Genomic DNA, 18,411 nt, shown 5'->3' on the forward strand with positions numbered 1-18,411 from the left:
TGAACGATATTAATTAAGTAGATATTATTTTATCAGATCTGTAACAACCGTAACATTCCACCTTCTCTAATTTAGAGATAATCTATTCACTCTTATGGACTAACTGATACTTGAATTTATTAATTTTACTTTATATTGAGCATAAAAAGAACTCGGCTCACAATTTAATTATGTGAGTCGAGTTCATAATTTTTATTTCAATATTTTTATTTATCTTCAAATAATGCAGTTGATAAGTAACGTTCACCTGTGTCTGGTAATAGTGCTACTATTGTTTTTCCTGCATTTTCTGGGCGTTTTGCTAGTTCTGTTGCTGCGTATGCTGCTGCTCCTGATGAAATACCTACAAGTAATCCTTCTGTTTTAGATAATTCTCTAGCTGCTCCGAATGCTTCTTCAGTTTTAATCTTTATGATTTCATCATAAACTTTTGTATTTAAAACGTCTGGCACAAATCCCGCACCAATTCCTTGTATTTTATGTGGGCCTGCTTTACCTTCTGATAATACTGGAGAATCCGCTGGTTCTACTGCAACAATTTTAACGTCTGGATTTTTAGATTTTAGGTATTCTCCAACTCCTGTAACAGTTCCACCAGTACCAACACCAGCTACAAATATATCTACTTTTCCTTCTGTATCTTCCCAAATTTCAGGCCCAGTTGTACTTCTGTGTACTTCTGGATTAGCAGGGTTAACAAATTGTCCAGGTATAAATGAATTTGGAGTTTCTTCAGCTAATTCAGTTGCTTTAGCTATTGCTCCCTTCATTCCTTTAGCACCTTCAGTTAAAACTATTTCAGCTCCATAAGCTTTTATAAGACTACGTCTTTCTACACTCATTGTTTCTGGCATAACAATTATAACCTTATATCCTTTTGCAGTTCCAATAGATGCAATACCTATTCCTGTATTACCACTAGTTGGTTCGATTATTACTGATCCAGGCTTTAATTCTCCTCTTGCTTCTGCATCTTCAATCATAGCTTTTGCAATTCTATCTTTAACGCTTCCAGCTGGATTAAAATATTCTAATTTAGCTAATACCGTAGCTTTTAAATCTTTTCCTTCGCTATAGTTTGCTACCTCTAATAATGGTGTTCTACCTACTAATTCTGCTAAATTCTTATATATCTTTGACATTGTAACCACTCCTCAACCTTCTCTTATAATTCTTATCTGTTTACTATGTTATTAGTATATTCTTCTATTACTATATAGTCAACACTTTTTTGTATATTTCTAAAAAACTTTTGTTTAATTTTTAATTTTCTTTTACAGACTTAATTTAAATATTTTTATGTATCTTTCTAATGCTATTATCCACATTATCTAGTCTTAGTAATATACAAAATCCTATCGCATTTAAATTTATATTTTTCAATTCAAAACGAAATTATTCATAAATTAATTATTGTTGCTTTACTTATGAAAAAATAAACAGATATCGTTCAATTTTCGATACCTGTTTATTTCTATACTTATTTAATGAATTTGATAACTCCCTCTTTTCTTTCATGAATCTTAGGTGCACTATTAGGATATCCGATTGCTGCCATTCCCCAAACAATATGATTTTCTGGGATATCGAAGCCTGTTAACACTTCTCTTACTTCTTCTTTGTCACAAATAGTCTTTAATTGGTTAATCCAGCATGACCCTATTCCTAAGGAATTTGCCATTAAAAATATATTTTCTAGAGCGCACGCACAATCTGCAAGTCCATTTGTATTATCCTTATCATTGGATAACATAATTAAAGTTGGAGGTGCATAAAAATTATATCCTGCATCTCTTCCTAAAGCTTCCCTAATCACCTTTGCAAGCAATTCTATTTTCTCCTTATTTTGAACAACAGTGAATTGCCAGCTTTGTTTATTCATACCACTTGGTGCATATGTTCCAGCTTCTAATATTAGCCTCAATTCTTCATCTTTTATTTGTTCTTCTTTAAAGTCTCTTACACTTCTTCTTGATACTATGTTCTGCAAAATCTCATTCATGATAACATCCTCCTAATATATTTGATACTAATAATATAATACTATTTATTTTCCGTTACTTCCAGTTTGAAAATATGTCTGTTTTTATTAGATATCATTTAACTCTCTATAACCTCTGCGGTACTCTCAACAATTTCACACTCATCAATCTTTGTAGTTAATAAAATCCCGCTTGCTATTGCGGTAAATGGAGCTACCGTTACAAGACCAAAGCTTCCTATTAAGGTATGAAGTATTTCAGAAGATACGTATTTTAAATTTAGTATGTTAATTATAGGTGTCCCTTGGGCCATAAATACCATAAGTAATCCAATAAATCCACCTGAATATGCAAGTAAAAGTGTTGTCATCATTGTTCCCATAATTGATCTTCCAACATTAACTCCAGATTTAATAGCTTCAAGTCTTGTAATATCAGGCTTTTTTTCTATTACTTCAGCCACTGCTGATGTGATATCTACTGCTACATCCATAACTGCCCCGCATGATGCTATAAATATACTAGCTATAAATATTTGTGTAAGATTTAGATTCTCATATCCTGAATACAAAAGAGATTCTGAATATGACATTACTGCACCATGAATCTTGAATTTGCTCACAAAAAATAGTGCCATAAAGCAAGTAACAAAAGCTCCAGATAATGACCCAATTATTGCAGCTAAAGATTTTTTATCTATTCCATAGACTAATCCTATTATAGTAATTATTAATATAGTAGTAGTTATTCCCCCTACTATTACTGGATTATATCCCATCAAAAATGATGGAATCAGCACTTTCCAGATTGCTAAAATTGTGAATATAAATGATAGAATTGATTTTATTCCAACTATTCCTGCAAATCCAACAAGTACAACTATAAAAATTGCAGCAAGCAAAATTTCATAGTTAAGTCTATAGTGATCTACAAGTGTAGCCACTCTAATTTCATCACCTGTATAGTCAAGGGTAACTAATATCTTATCTCCTGCTTGAAATATTTTGTCTTGTTCAAGGGATCCATCTAGTCTATTAGTTCCTCTAGTAGTCTTTCCTTTAAATTTCCCTTCAAGAATTTCTATATCACACAACTGCTCCCCTACTTTTATAAGACCAGTCTCTTTAATAAAACTCTCATCAGTACTTAAAACCTTTGCCGCTACTCTTTCTGTATTTTCATATTTATTTTCAGGAAATTGATTTGGTAATAACAAAAGAAAAATTATTCCTATTAAAGTTATTATTATTGGAATCGTATTTTGTCTATTAAAATCCTTAAACATTTAATCCTCCTCTTTATATTTATGTAAATAAACAACATATAGAGAATAAGCCATACTAAATGCTTATCCTCTATACAACCCATGTTTCTCATATTATACAATTCTCTGTGATACCCTGTTTATAGCTTTAAAAACCCTCATTTACTCAATTCCCTTATATTCGTATAACAAATTATTGTATTTTTGTTATTGCTTTAAGCTTATCAAATACATTTGTATTGTCATAATATCCACTAAACAAATCTTGTCCTAATCCTTTTGCCATCATAGCTACTGGTAAACCTGTATGTGAATATGAACTAAACGAAATTCCTGATTTATTATTTAATATGTGAGTTAATGTTACTGAAAATGGTTCATATGTTCCATATAGCACATTTTCATTTTCATCTAGCTTTCTGCTTTCCTTTGGAAGCATGCTCTTGTCATATGCAGCTTTTATTCTCGCTTCTTCTGCTTGAGTTAATACCATTCCACCTTTTGTTGACTCTCCACTTGAACCTGCTCTTTTAAGCCCAAAGCTTTTTTCAACGTCTTTCATTGCATCATCAAAAGAGGTCTTCTTTTCTCTGTATTCTGCAATCTTTCTATCAAATGAAGTATATGATTCTTTTTGATTTGATAAGTTTTGTAAATAAGTATCGTAATTAGTTCCTGCAAATCCAATTGTAAGTCCACCGGTTTCATGGTCTCCAGTTACTAAAATTAAGGTTTCATCTGGATGCGCATTGTAGAAATTAATTGCTTGTTGTACTGAATCACTAAAAGCTTGTGTATCATTAATATTTGATCCCGCATCATTAGCATGACCAGCCCAGTCAATCTTTCCTCCTTCAACCATCATAAAAAACCCTTTATCATTATTAAGTACATCTATAGCTTTTTTAGTATAATCTGCAAGTGAAAGTTCATCTCCAGTTCTATCTATACTATATTTTAATGCTCCACTTTCTTTCTCAACTTCATCATCAGGACAAACAGCTATTGCTTTCTCACCATTTTTTAAAGCTTCTATATCTGCTTTAGTATTAACTACTTTATACCCCTTTGCCTTAGCCAATTCCCCTACTTTAGTCTTCCCTTGTTCTTTTACTTCCTTTGAATCATCTGATAAGAACTTTCCACCTGCAAAAAAATCAAAGTTTGAATCTACAAGTTGAAGTCCCATATTGTAATAATCTCCTCTTGATGGAACATGTGCATAATATGCCCCCGGAGTTGCATGATCTATATTTACTGATGATACTATACCAATTTTATATCCTAGCTGCTTTTTCAATTTTTCAGTTATAGTTTCATAGGTCTTTGTTTTCGTTTCATCCATGTTAATAACACTGCTTAATGTTTTCTTACCAGTTGAAAGTGACGTTGCTGTTGAAGCTGAATCTGGACAAACTGATGTTGAATCATAAGTAGTTACTGTTCCTGCTACTGGGAAATTCATAAATGACAACTTTTCTGGATTTGGATAATTACCTTTCTTTACATCTATTGCGCCATGAGCCTGAACACCTTTATAATATTGCGCGGCCTGTATTTGTGGGAAACTCATACCATCTCCAATAAACATAAAAATATACTTTGGAGTTTTACCATTCCAACTTGAACTTGATGCTGCTTTTACTTCTTGAGGTTTTATTTGGCTATTTACTGTATAACCTGTACCTAATACTATTGCTAATGCTAACATTGAACCTAATATTCTTTTCACCGTCTTGTTCATTAATTACACCCCTTAAATTTATTTATAACTGCTTAAACTTATAGACATTTTTATAAACAGAAGAGCAATCTTTAATCAACTTCATGTTTATTTACATTTTAATTACCAAATTAAGTATATTAGCTCTTAGTTAACAGAGTTTTACCATTGGGTAAATTAATGTAAATAAAGTGTTAAATACTGGTTAATTAGATTTTTTTCTATAATTTATAGGAGATACTCCTTTTTCCTTTTTAAATATTTTAGAAAATCCCAAAGTATCATCATATCCAACTGAACGAGAAATATCACTTATGGTTAATGAATAATTATTCATGAGTTCACAAGCTTTATTTATTCTAAAATTTATTACATACTGCTGAGGCGTTACTCCTATATTTTCTTTAAAAATGGAACTAAAATAATTTTTGTTAAGCCCTATGTTATCAGCCATTTCAGCTATGCTGAATTTTCTTGAATAATTTGTCTCAACGAACTGCAGACTCTTTTTTATATATAATTCTTTGTAATTACTACTTATATCAATATGTTTTCCCGCTTCCTCAATGAGTTCTGATAAAAATACTTCTAGTAGTCCTTGAAGTCTAATTTCTCTTGCGTATTTAAGTTCTGTTGCTTTTATCATATCTTCAAAACATTTCTTTGCAAATTCTCCGTTCTCACATATAAAAATGGGATTCTCTTGGCTAAGATCAGCTAATTTCAAATAGCTTTCAGCCTTTATGCCCTTAAATCCAACCCATGCATACGTCCAGGGCTTTTCATCATCAGCTTCATAATATGTAATAACATCAGGACAAATCAGAAATCCTTGATTTTCTTTTATACTATAGGATTTTCCATTGACATAAAATACACCACTTCCACTAATAATAAAATGTATTAAATAGTGATCCCTAACTGCAGGCCCAAATGAATGCGCTGACTTACATTTTTCCATACCGTATTGGTATACTACCAGATCAAGTCCATCTCTATTTTCTGTTGGAAGTACAGTCATATTTATATCTTCATTCATTAAAATCCCCTCCACTTTCTTTAACCACTGAAATTAATTTCTTAGATTATACCATAACAATCTTAGATTATTCCATTTCATTTTCTTCTAATAACTCTATACTTATAGTTAGATGAAAACCTTTTTCAAATATTAAATTTGTTATTAAACCGGAGGAATTAATATGAGTATTATATATGATAACAATGCAAAATCCTTTCACCTAACAACTAAAAATACTAGCTATATACTTAAGGTTCAAGAAGACGGATATCTATCACATCTTTACTTTGGAAGAAAGCTTAGAAATTTTAATTGTAATAATTTATTACCACTAAAAGAAAGATGCTCCTTCTCTCCAAACCCTAATCCTAGCGACTTAAAGCTTTCCCTTGATAGCCTTCCACAAGAATACCCTTCTTATGGAACTAGTGATTTTCGTACTCCAGCTTATTCAATTCGGCTTGAAAACGGGTCAACTATAACTGATCTTAGATATGAGTCACACAAAATCATAAATGGAAAACCAGAATTAAAAGGTCTTCCAGCAACTTATGTTGAAGATGAGGCTGAAGCCCAAACTTTAGAAATAACATTATTTGATTCTTTAATTGGATTGAAGGTTATTTTATCTTACACAGCTTATGAAAATTATGATGCTGTAACAAGAAATGTACGTTTTATAAACTGCGGTAGTGAAAATTTAAAATTACTAAGAGTTCTAAGTATGAGTATAGATTTTAACAACTCTGATTATGATTTTCTACACCTTCATGGTTCTTGGGCAAGAGAAAGACATATTGAAAGAACACCTTTAATAATTGGGACTCAATCTGTGGAAAGTAGACGTGGATCAAGCAGTCATAATCAAAATCCATTTATTGCGCTGCTTAGCAAAGATGCAAATGAAGAATATGGTGATGTATATGGTTTTAATCTAGTCTATAGTGGTAATTTCTTAGCGCAAGCAGAAGTTGACCAATATAATACCACGAGAGTTTCAATGGGTATAAATCCATTTGATTTTTCTTGGTTGCTTAGTCCAAATGAAAGCTTTCAAACACCTGAAGTTGTAATGGTTTATTCTTCAAAAGGTTTAGGTGAAATGTCAAGAACTTACCATAAACTATACAGAAAAAGACTATGTAGGGGAGCATATAGAGATAAAACAAGACCTATTCTTGTGAATAACTGGGAAGCAACTTACTTTGATTTCAATGCTGAAAAAATTGAAGATATCGGAAAAGCTGCACAAGAACTTGGAATTGAACTTTTTGTTCTTGATGACGGCTGGTTTGGAAAAAGGGATAATGATAATTGTTCGTTAGGCGATTGGGGAGTTGATAAAAAGAAACTTCCTAATGGATTAGAATATTTGGCTAGTCGTATAAATAATTTAGGTTTACAATTCGGTTTGTGGTTTGAACCTGAAATGGTATCCCCTGATAGTGACTTATATAGAAAACATCCTGATTGGTGCCTGCATGTTCCTGATAGATCTCGAACTCAAGGAAGACACCAATTAATATTAGATCTTTCGAGAGATGAGGTATGTGATTATATTATAAATTCCTTATCAAATATTTTGAGCACTGTTAATATTAGTTATGTAAAATGGGATATGAATAGAAATATGACTGAAATAGGTTCACCATGTCTTCCTCCAGAAAGACAAAGAGAAACTGCTCATAGATATATGTTAGGATTGTACAAAATATACGAGAAACTTACAACAGATTTTCCAAACATATTATTTGAAGGCTGTTCTGGCGGTGGCGGCAGATTTGATGCAGGCATTTTATACTATATGCCTCAAATCTGGACAAGTGATGATACCGATGCTGTAGAAAGATTAAAAATTCAATATGGAACAAGTCTAGTTTATCCTATAAGTACTATGGGATCACATGTATCGGCTGTTCCAAATCATCAAGTTCACAGAAACACTTCTCTAAAAATGAGAGGCGATGTTGCCATGTCAGGTAACTTTGGATATGAACTTGATCTTACTAAGTTTACTAAAGAAGAAAAAGAAACTGTTAAAAAGCAAGTAGAAGAATATAAGGAATTACGTGAACTTATTCAATTTGGAGATATGTATAGACTGCTTAATCCATTTAACAGTAATGAAGCATCTTGGATAATTGTATCTGAAGATAAAACTGAAGCGTTTGCAACATATTTTAGAGTTCTTGCAATTCCTAATGAGCCAATAAGAAGATTATGCTTAAGAGGATTAGATCCAGATAAAAATTATTCAATCTCTGATATAGATGGAGTGTTTGGCGGAGATGAACTAATGTATGGCGGTATAACTATTCCTGATTTATACGGTGATTATCAAAGTATTACTTGGGTATTAAAAGCAATTTAAAATAATTGCTGGCATTTCTTCATAAAAAGTTGATCCATCATTGCTTGTCACAAGCTTGCATCAAAAACATGCAGTGATGGCTCAATTTTTATTAATATAAATACATTATAATTCTTCTGATAATTTCCCTAATAGCTTTGCAGTGGAATTTAAGTTTTCAATTGACTCTGTTATTTTTTCTAATGCTGTTAATTGTTTATCTGATACACTATCAACATCCGATACTTTCTCATTTATCTTTTTTATTGCATCTGATATATCTTTTATAACCATTTCTATTGTTCCTATAGATTTATGAGATTCATTAGATAATTTTCTAATTTCCTTTGCAACAACATTAAACCCTTTCCCATGTTCTCCTGCTCTTGCTGCCTCTATAGCTGCATTTAATCCCAAAAGATTTGTTTGGGAAGAAATACCTTTTATGAATCCAACAATCTCATCAGTGTTAGAAGCCATTTCGTTAGCAATATTTGTTTTAATCAATATTTCTGAATTCATGCTTGCTAACTCCTGAAAGCTGGCTGAAATATCGTTTATTCCTGTTGATATTTGTGACACTGACTGAATTAAATTATCTGTAATATCAGTTACTGAATTTTTCTTAGTTAAGCTTTTTCCTATTGCAATTGAACCTATAATACCATCAGTATCGTCTTTGATTGGAATCATATATGATTTAAAGGCCACTCCTAAGAATTCTTTTGGAATCACTTCAACCACTGGTTTTCCTTTCTTCATAGCATTTTTCACAAAATCTCCAGCAACATCTCCTTCTTTTATTTTAAAATCTATCTCATTACTCCCTTTATAATATAATACCTTTTCTCTATCAGTTAACATAATTTCTATATCATTATCAAAGAAAGCTTCTATATATTTAATAGAATTGTAAATACTATTTAATTCATCATTTCCAAAATTATTTTTTAACACTTTTAACTCCACCTCTACTACTTATAAGCTATGATTATATATTCCATTGAAATATTAAACGCTTTTATAATTATATTTCATTTTCTTTTAAATTTAAATACATAACTTGTCCAAACAAGTTTAGGTATATATTACCAGAAATTTATGCATAAACTCCTAAAGGACGTGGAGCATTCTTCAGGACGTAATAAAAATATCCTAAAATATTTGTTAGTATTCTAGGATATTTTATTTAAATTTTAACAGCCTTATAAATTTGTTAGTGTTTAATTATAAATATTTTTACTTATAAGTTTTACATTAAAAGCTTATAAAATCTACACTCATATGGTCTAAGTTCTATGTTATTTATTGATTCATTTTCATTGATCTCATAGTTTGATAATAAAAGTTCTTTATGCTTAAACTTAATTATCTCTTCACATTTAAATTCTGTTTTTCTTGCTGCAAAGTTACATATAATTAGTAACTGTTCGTTTTTTAAAGTCCTTGTATATGCAAATATTTCTTTGTTATCATCTAATATCAAATCATATTTTCCATACACAGCAACTGGATTTTCTTTTCTAATTTTAATTAGTTTCTTATAAAAATTAAATATAGAGTTTTCATCATCTAGTTGTAATTCTGCATTTATTTCTTTGTAATTAGGATTTACCTTCATCCATGGTTCTCCACTTGTGAAACCTGCATTTTCACTATCATTCCACTGCATTGGAGTACGTGCATTATCTCTTCCCTTTGTATAAATAGACTCCATTATTTCTTCATGACTATAGCCCTTTTCTTTTCTTTCTTTGTACATATTAAGTGATTCTATATCTTTGTAATCTTTAAGATTTTCAAAGCTTACATTCGTCATACCAAGCTCTTCGCCTTGATATATATATGGAGTCCCCTTCATTCCATGAAGTAATGTAGCTAACATTTTTGCACTTTCTACTCTGTATTCTTCATCATTTCCCCACCTTGAAACTATTCTTGGTAAGTCATGATTATTCCAAAATAAACTGTTCCATCCTGCATCATCTAATTCAATTTGCCATCTTGATAATGCTTTCTTTAAGTCTAGTAATTCTAATGGTTTCAAATCCCACTTTTCTTTACCTGGCTGTTGATCTAATAAGATGTGATCGAATTGAAATATCATACTAAGCTCACTGCCATCTGGATTTGAATATTGTTTAGCTATTTCTGAAGTGCATCCCCAAGTTTCTCCAACCGTTAACAAATCCTTATTCCAAAAGGTTTTCTTATTCATTTCTTTAATATATTCATGAAGCTTTGGGCCATTTTCTTTTATCTTTTTATCAGGAATCTTTCCTATAAGATCAATTACGTCCATTCTGAACCCGCCAACACCTTTATTTATCCAGAAATTCATCATATCATAAACTCTATTACGCACTTCTTCGTTTTCCCAATTTAAATCTGGCTGCTTTTTACTAAAAAAGTGTAAGTAATATTGCCCAGACTCTTGATCATATTCCCATGCACTGCCACCAAATGCAGAAGTCAAATCATTGGGGACTGATCCATTTACAGGATCTCTCCATATATAATAATCCCTATATGGGTTATCCTTTGACTTTTTAGCCTCAATGAACCAGTTATGCTCATCAGAAGTATGATTAACAACTAAATCCATCAGAATTTTTATTCCTCTATTGTTTCCTTCCATGATAAGCTCATCCATATCTTCCATTGTGCCAAAGTCATCCATTATATCTTCATAATTACTTATATCATATCCATTATCGTCATTTGGTGATTTATATACTGGAGATAGCCATATTACATCTATCCCCAACTCCTTTAAGTAATCTAACTTTTCAATAATTCCTCTTAAATCCCCAATCCCATCTCCGTTTGAATCCTTAAAACTTCTTGGATATACTTGATAAACTACACTCTCTTTCCACCATTCTTCCCTCATAGTTATTCTCCCCTTATATTTCATAATATCTGCATAATCATCTGGTTTTAGCTAAATACATATTTTTTAGATTGTGATTCAATAGTAAAATCATGAGTTTTTAAATCAGCTTTTAATACTGCAGTGCATTCGCCACACTTTCTAGTTATTGTTATTTCACTACCTTTAACTTCTGTAATACATTCCCCTTCTAGTCCAAAGGCTGGATCACTGTTGCGGAACTTCATTAAATCTTTAATATCATTTACTATTTTTCTATTTTCAAAGTTTTCTTTAATTTCCTCTTTTGAATAATAATGACGATTAATATCTCTGCCATTCTTAGTTGATTCCATTAATTCAATATCATTTTCACCTGCAAGCATTCCCACATAATAAACTTGAGGTATACCTGGTGCAAAGAATTGGATTGCACGTGCTAACAAATAAGCCTTATCGTTATTTCCAAGAGCTGAATAATAAGTACAGTTTACTTGGTATATATCTAAATTGTTATAAGCTGCTGTATTGTATATCTTCTTAACATTCGCACCTTTTGTAAACATAGCTTCTTTTGTTTCATCAATTTCTTCATCAGTCATTAAGTCTTTTACATCAACAATACCAATGCCATCATGTGTATCTAAAGTAGTAAATTGCTTCATTGGACTCATATCAATCCATCTTTTTAAATTTTCACCTTTACCTGAATATAATGCATGTAATACTAAGACCGGTAATGCAAAATCATAAATCCAAAATCCTTTTTCTGCAATCTTATGTTGTATTGTATAGTGCTCATGAATTTCTGGTAATATATCTACGCCATATTCCTTAACTATATCTTGAATTTCATAAAGCAGTTCCCACATTTCTGGTTCTATGAAGAAGCAGCTTGTCCCTGCTTTTTTTATAGCATACGCAAAGGCATCTAAACGAATTATTGATGCTCCATTTTCACACATTGATACTAATGTATCTTTAATAAAATCTCTTGCAACTTTTGAATCCATGTTTAAATCAATTTGTTCTTCTGCAAAAGTACACCAAACTTTTTCTGTGCTTCCATCTTTGAACTCAACTTCATAATAAGGTGCTCTTGGTTTTCTTTTATAAATAGCATCTACTTGCTCATCAGTTGGTTCTCCATTTTCCCAAAAATCTTTATATCTTATAAAGAAATCTTTGTACTTTGACTCATCTTTCTTTTCTTGAAAATCTTTAAAGAACTCAGATTGTCTTGAAATATGATTTACCATAAAATCATACATTAAATAGCTGTCCTTACTTATTTCTTTAACATCCTCCATAGTTCCAAAAGCTTCATCCACTACATAATATCTCATAGGAGCAAAGCCTCGATCCCCTGATGATGGAAAGAAAGGAAGTATATGAACCCCTCCGATGGCACCAGAATAATATTCATCTATTACCTCTTTTAAATCCTTTAGATTGTTTCCTAAACTATCTGCATAAGTTATAAGCATTATTTCATTTTTTATTTTATCCATTTCTATTTCTCCTTCTTACATATAAATTTTCCTATTAGAGTTACATAACTTAATCAACTTACTCTTTAATTTACACAATTATAACCTTCTAAAAATATTACAGTTGCAGTGGCTAGACATCAAATAAATATATAAATTATCTTTAAACATTACATTTTAAACATATTAATAGATTTATTAAGATTTTGGACAGCTTCATGTAATTCACTGGATAAAGAAGCTAATTCTTGAACTGATAAATTTTCTTCTTCAACTGAAGCTAAAACTTCTTGTGTTGCTGCAGATGATTCCTCAGCAAGAACAGATATATTCTCTACAGTTTCAATTGTTTTTTCTTTAAAACTATATATATCATTCATTACGAGCGTAACATTTTCTACCTGTAATGATATTTTTTCTGTGGATTCCACAATATTTCTAAAAGCATAATCTGTATTCCTTACAGATTTTTCTTGTTCATTAAATATCATATTTGCTTGTTTAACTAAATTAACAGTATTTTTAGTCTTATTTTGAATGTTATTAATAATATTAGCTATCATCATAGTTGCTTCTTTTGATCGATCTGATAATTTTTTTATTTCATTTGCAACTACAGCAAAACCTTTACCTACTTCACCGACTCTTGCTGCTTCAATAGAAGCATTTAATGACAAAAGGCTTGTCTGTTCACTAATTGATTTTATAACTTCAATTATTTTTTCTATTTCCTTAGAATTATTATTTAAATCATATATGTCTTCATTTATTTCTTGTACCATTGATACTGATTGTCTCGTTCTTTCATTCAATTCTCTAACTACTACAATAGATGAATTTCCAATTTCTTTTGTTTCATTTGAAATATCTTTAACCCTTCTTGTATTTTCCATAACTGTGTCTATTTTTTGAGCTAAAATTCTTATTTGATCTATTGCTTCACTAGAACTTTTTGCTTGTTCTGTAGAACCTGTTGCTATTTCTCCAATTGCCATAGATATTTGTTTTGTTGCTTCGGCTGATTCCATTGAAATTTCAGCTACTTCTTCAACATTTTTTAAAACCTTATTAGATACCTGGCTTACTTCCCCCATGAGTTCTTTTATTTTTTGAATCATTATATTAAAACTACTACTTAAATTTCCTATTTCATCAAGTTTTTTATAATCTAATATTACTGTTAAATCTCCATCTTCTGCTTTTTTCATTAACTTCATTATGCTGTTGAGTGGCTTAATTATGCTGCGTTCTATATATAAACCAATCACTATTGCTATAATTCCACATATTACTCCTATTATTAATGTAAATAATCCAGATAACCTAATATCATTGACAAGCGAATTCATAGGAACTTCAGATATGATCTTCCACCCATTATTACAAGAGCTAAATGTAATTAAGTTATTATCTTCTATAAAGTTCCCATACGAATCTTTTTTATATACATCCTCTATAATATTACTTAAAGTGCTACTATTAGCATCTTTGTCATCAGTATTAAAAATAATATTTTTATTTTCATCTACTATTTGAACATGATTATTTTCATTCAAGTTCATTTTTTCAAAAAGATCTTTAAAAGCATTCACTTTTATGGACATTATTAATATACCATTATCACTTTTTCTGATTGTGTCCCTGTATTCTCTGATTAAGAATATTTCTGTGTTATCATTAACTCCTGTAATCCAATATATTTTATCTTCATTTTCTCTTATCTCATTATATAATTGAGAATCTTTCAATTTATTTTTAATATAGTTCTGAGAATGAGAATCCATTATTCCTAATATTTTTCCATCCTGCTGAAGGATACAGAAAGTTGAAATACTTTTATCAGAGTTTACTATAGACTTAAGTATTCCTTCAGCTTCTTTGCTTTTCTGCATACTTTCATAGGAATAACTATTTTTACTTATATCCTTCATTAAATCAGCTAAGCTTGAATTTGTTATAACTAAGGTCGTCTTATTAACATATTCATTGGAAAACGATGTAACATTCATACTGATCTGACTTAATAATTGTTCCGAAAAATTAGCTACTTTCTTTTCTACTGCATTTTCAGCCACAATATATGAAAAACTTCCAACTATAAGTATTGGCAATATTGCTATTGCCAAAAAGGTAACCATTAATTTAGCTTTTATAGTTGCTGATATTTTAAATCTTGTTTTTTCTCTTTTATTAAGGAGCCTCATGAATTTTTCCATATTTATTCATCTCCTTTTTACAATGTAAATCAGTAACTCATTTTATATCCCATTTTTTCAGAATTTCTATATTTGATTTCCCCTTTGAAAATGCTTTAATCCCTATAGCATCTTCACTTGGATATATAAGACCCGTCATTACTTTTTCTCCGTCATTAATGAATACTTCTACTGAACATTTATCAACAAATATACGAAGTTTTAACTTGTTATTAATTAAATCAACTTCTGTTCTTCTTTGACCCTTTTGTCCAACACCAGAATTATCAATATTAAATATAAATTGTTTATCTTTTTTTATATATGACAAAACTGTTTCTTCATAGTCATTTACTCTTAACTTTAAACCAAATTCATCGGCTTCCTTAGCATCATAACTTATTTCAAGTTCATAACTATCGCCATTAATATCAAGTTTTTCTTCTTTATTTATCTCAATATCCTTTAAAACAACTTCATTGATTCTATACTTCTCAATCTCTTCAACTGGTTTAAAATATAGCCTACTATCTTTTAGAATCACTTCCCTTGGAATCGTCATAGCTCCAGCCCAGTTATGACCCTTACTGTATGTCGGATATTCTTTTTCCCACATAGTCATCCAACCAATCATGATTCTTCTACCTTTGCTATCCATCGTTGTTTGAGGTGCATAAAAGTTGAATCCATAATCGAGTGGGAAAAAATTGTCATATTTAAATTCTCCTAAATTATAGTCTAAACTACCAACCATATAGACACATGAATATATATTTGTAAAATCATTACTTGAGACTTTAAAATATTGTGGTGATACGATAAGAACATCTTTGTCTTGCAGCGAAAATAAATCTGGACACTCCCAGTTCTCACCTAGCTCTCCACGACTTTTAGCTACAACATTAACAAATTCCCAATTTATTAAGTCGTTTGATTTGTACATCAAAACTTGTCCATTTTCACATTTATCATTAGAACCTAGAAAAGTATAATAGGAATCTCCCACTTTATATGTTTTAGGATCTCGAATATCTTTTGATGATGAGTTATTAGGAACTTGATTTGTGTCTATTACTGGATTACATTTATATTTCGCAAAATCAATTCCATCTTCTGAATACGCTAAACACTGAACTTGCCTATACTCCTCTTTTTCATTTGTTCCAGTACTTACATGCCCAGTATAAGTAAGATATAGTTTTTCATCCTTTTCTATTGCGCTTCCTGAAAAACACCCATTTCTATCAAAATCCTCATCAGGTGCTAAAGCTATGGGCAGGTAATCCCACTTTATTAAGTCCTTACTTACTGCATGTCCCCAGTGCATAGGCCCCCAAACTGCTTCGTATGGATTATGTTGATAAAACAAATGATAATTATCCTTATATTGAATGAAGCCATTAGGATCATTAATCCATCCATATTCACCCATCAAATGATAGTTAAGTCTATATTGATTATTTATTTTATATTTATTGTTCTTGATATATCGGTCTGCCTCTCTTTTTTTACTGTTATACATTTTTTAATCTCCCGCAAAACACACATTTTTATCTGATGTCTAGCCACTGTAGCGCTCCAACTTCTTTAAGTTGTAGATAACATTAGCACAACCCTCGACTAGTTACCCCTTTAGGGGATAAGTTCAACTAAATTCATCTGTAGTTTACCCTCAAGGGGCACCTAGAAAACTCCAACTGAAAAGTTTCACTTTATTTTATAGACCCTTGTAAAACTCCTCCTATAATGCTCTTTTGTAAGAACAAGTAAATTATTAATACTGGAAGTATTGATAACATCAATGCTGACATTGATAATCCGTAATCTGTAGTATAAGTACCATTGAAAGCATATGTTGATAATTGTAGTGTTCTTTCATTTGGCGCTATTAATATTAATGATGGTAGTAAGAAATCATTCCATATCCATAACACATCTAAAGTAGTTATTGTCATAGTTATAGGTTTCATAATAGGAAATACAATTTGCCAAAAGGTTTGAAATCTTGTGGCCCCATCTATCATAGCAGCTTCTTCCAATTCCACTGGTATGCTTTTAATAAATCCATGATACATAAATACTGCTAGAGACATTCCAAAGCCTAGATACATATAAATAAGTGCCCATTTAGTATTGAGCATCCCCATTGATCCATAAATTGATACTAAAGGTATCATTATTCCTTGAAATGGTATAATCATAGATAAAACCATTGCAAAAAATATAAATTTATTGAACTTCCAATCCTTTCTCACTAATATATAAGCAGTCATTGAAGAAAATATAATTATTATAAGCACACTTAAAGCAGTTATAATTAGTGTATTAATAAACGCATGACCATAGTTCATCTTTTCAAAAGCATCGGCATAATTAGAAAATTTAAAAGTACTTGGTAGAGCTAATGGATTAGAAATTACATCTTTTCTAGCTTTAAAGGAATTTATTAATACAAAAACAAATGGCACTATATATAAAAGTAGAAGTCCTGATATAACTATATATTTTATAATATTGGCTATTAATTTCTTATTTTTCATTATGCTTCTACCTCCATCTTCTTAGTTGTATAAACTTGGAATAATGATATTGCTGCGACTATTAAAAACAAAACGAAGGCCTCCGCTTGTCCAACGCCATATTGTTGTGATAAAAACGCCTTATTATAAACATGCATTGATATCATTTCAGTAGCCTGATAAGGTCCACCCTTAGTAAGTGAAAGATTTACATCGTAAACCATAAAACTTCTTTGCAAGCTCAAAAACAAACAAACTGTGAAAGATGGAATCATCATAGGAAGTGTTATACTTATGAGTTTTCTAAAACCATTAGCCCCATCTATACTTGCTGCTTCTAAAATATCACTCGGAACATTCATAAAACCAGCTACATATATAATCATTAAATATCCTGAATATTGCCAAACAGTTACAATTATTAAAGTCCAAAGTGCTTTAGTCGGATCTGCAAGCCACGAACTAGAAAAAATCGGAATATTAAAATTATTACCTATATAAACTAATATATTTGAAAATAAAAACTGCCAAATGAATCCAAGAATTATCCCACCAATAAGATTAGGTGTAAAGAATCCTGCTCTATAAAAATTTTGACCTTTCATGCCACTTGTTAATGCATATGCAAGTAAAAACGCTATTATATTCATAAGTATTACAGCTGCAATTGCATACTTAAAAGTTAACCACAACGAGTTCCAAAACACTCCATCTTTAAATACTTCTGTATAATTTTGAAATCCAATAAAATCATGAGCATCTGATACACCATTCCAATTTGTGAAAGTTAAATAAATACCATATATAAATGGAACAATCATAACTGTAAAAAATGCGAAAGTACCTGGTCCTGCATATACGAGATAAGTTTTTAATTTACCAAGAAACCCTTTTTCGTTTCTCATATTCACTACTCCTCCTATGGAAATTTTATATCCTTATATTGAATAACGGATATTCGTAAACACGCCTATCCGTTATTTTATCCAATAGCA

At 30.7% G+C, this 18,411-nt stretch carries 13 protein-coding genes; 1 reads left to right on the top strand and 12 read right to left on the bottom strand.

Annotation, left to right across the window (positions count from 1 at the left end):
- Window positions 1-206 precede the first annotated feature (206 nt).
- From cysK to D2A34_RS02480, 5 genes are all read right to left on the bottom strand, one after another.
- The gene (cysK, locus tag D2A34_RS02460) at window positions 207-1,142 is read right to left on the bottom strand and encodes a cysteine synthase A (protein ID WP_079440328.1); all 936 of its coding nucleotides are present in this window, start codon (window positions 1,140-1,142) and stop codon (window positions 207-209) included.
- 338 nt (window positions 1,143-1,480) lie between these two features.
- Window positions 1,481-2,002 carry a nitroreductase family protein gene (locus D2A34_RS02465; protein ID WP_079440329.1) on the bottom strand — a complete coding sequence of 174 codons (522 nt, stop codon included), beginning with the start codon at window positions 2,000-2,002 and terminating at the stop codon, window positions 1,481-1,483.
- 98 nt (window positions 2,003-2,100) lie between these two features.
- A complete protein-coding gene (locus D2A34_RS02470; protein WP_119365627.1) occupies window positions 2,101-3,267 on the bottom strand; it encodes a YibE/F family protein in 1,167 nt (388 codons plus the stop codon).
- A gap of 172 nt (window positions 3,268-3,439) precedes the next feature.
- On the bottom strand, window positions 3,440-4,990 hold the full coding sequence (locus D2A34_RS02475; RefSeq protein WP_119365628.1) for an alkaline phosphatase: 1,551 nt from the start codon (window positions 4,988-4,990) through the stop codon (window positions 3,440-3,442).
- A 184-nt stretch (window positions 4,991-5,174) separates the two neighbouring features.
- Entirely contained in the window at window positions 5,175-6,008 is an 834-nt protein-coding gene (locus D2A34_RS02480; protein WP_119365629.1) for an AraC family transcriptional regulator, read from the bottom strand.
- Between the two features lie 163 nt (window positions 6,009-6,171).
- On the opposite strand from D2A34_RS02480, the gene D2A34_RS02485 reads away from it, so the two are divergent.
- Window positions 6,172-8,361, top strand: a complete 2,190-nt coding sequence (locus D2A34_RS02485; protein WP_119365630.1) for an alpha-galactosidase — start codon at window positions 6,172-6,174, stop codon at window positions 8,359-8,361.
- Between the two features lie 105 nt (window positions 8,362-8,466).
- On the opposite strand, the gene D2A34_RS02490 is transcribed toward D2A34_RS02485, so the two are convergent.
- The 7 genes from D2A34_RS02490 to D2A34_RS02520 all read right to left on the bottom strand — a co-directional run bounded on the left by D2A34_RS02490 (window position 8,467) and on the right by D2A34_RS02520 (window position 18,321).
- Window positions 8,467-9,297 (bottom strand): methyl-accepting chemotaxis protein, encoded by an 831-nt coding sequence (locus D2A34_RS02490; protein ID WP_119365631.1) that lies wholly within the window; start codon window positions 9,295-9,297, stop codon window positions 8,467-8,469.
- A gap of 295 nt (window positions 9,298-9,592) precedes the next feature.
- Window positions 9,593-11,233, bottom strand: a complete 1,641-nt coding sequence (locus D2A34_RS02495; RefSeq protein WP_119365632.1) for a glycoside hydrolase family 13 protein — start codon at window positions 11,231-11,233, stop codon at window positions 9,593-9,595.
- Window positions 11,234-11,280: 47 nt separating this feature from the next.
- Window positions 11,281-12,723 carry a sucrose phosphorylase gene (gtfA, locus tag D2A34_RS02500; RefSeq protein ID WP_119365633.1) on the bottom strand — a complete coding sequence of 481 codons (1,443 nt, stop codon included), beginning with the start codon at window positions 12,721-12,723 and terminating at the stop codon, window positions 11,281-11,283.
- Between the two features lie 149 nt (window positions 12,724-12,872).
- Entirely contained in the window at window positions 12,873-14,918 is a 2,046-nt protein-coding gene (locus D2A34_RS02505; protein WP_119365634.1) for a methyl-accepting chemotaxis protein, read from the bottom strand.
- A gap of 37 nt (window positions 14,919-14,955) precedes the next feature.
- Window positions 14,956-16,419, bottom strand: a complete 1,464-nt coding sequence (locus D2A34_RS02510) for a glycoside hydrolase family 32 protein (RefSeq protein WP_119365635.1) — start codon at window positions 16,417-16,419, stop codon at window positions 14,956-14,958.
- A gap of 190 nt (window positions 16,420-16,609) precedes the next feature.
- Window positions 16,610-17,437: a carbohydrate ABC transporter permease gene (locus D2A34_RS02515; protein ID WP_119365636.1), complete on the bottom strand. Its 828-nt coding sequence runs from the start codon at window positions 17,435-17,437 to the stop codon at window positions 16,610-16,612.
- A complete protein-coding gene (locus D2A34_RS02520) occupies window positions 17,437-18,321 on the bottom strand; it encodes a carbohydrate ABC transporter permease (RefSeq protein WP_079440340.1) in 885 nt (294 codons plus the stop codon). Before D2A34_RS02520 ends, D2A34_RS02515 begins: the two co-directional genes overlap by 1 nt.
- Window positions 18,322-18,411 lie beyond the last annotated feature (90 nt).

Source organism: Clostridium chromiireducens, from assembly GCF_003575225.1.
Taxonomy (GTDB): Bacteria; Bacillota; Clostridia; order Clostridiales; family Clostridiaceae; genus Clostridium; species Clostridium chromiireducens.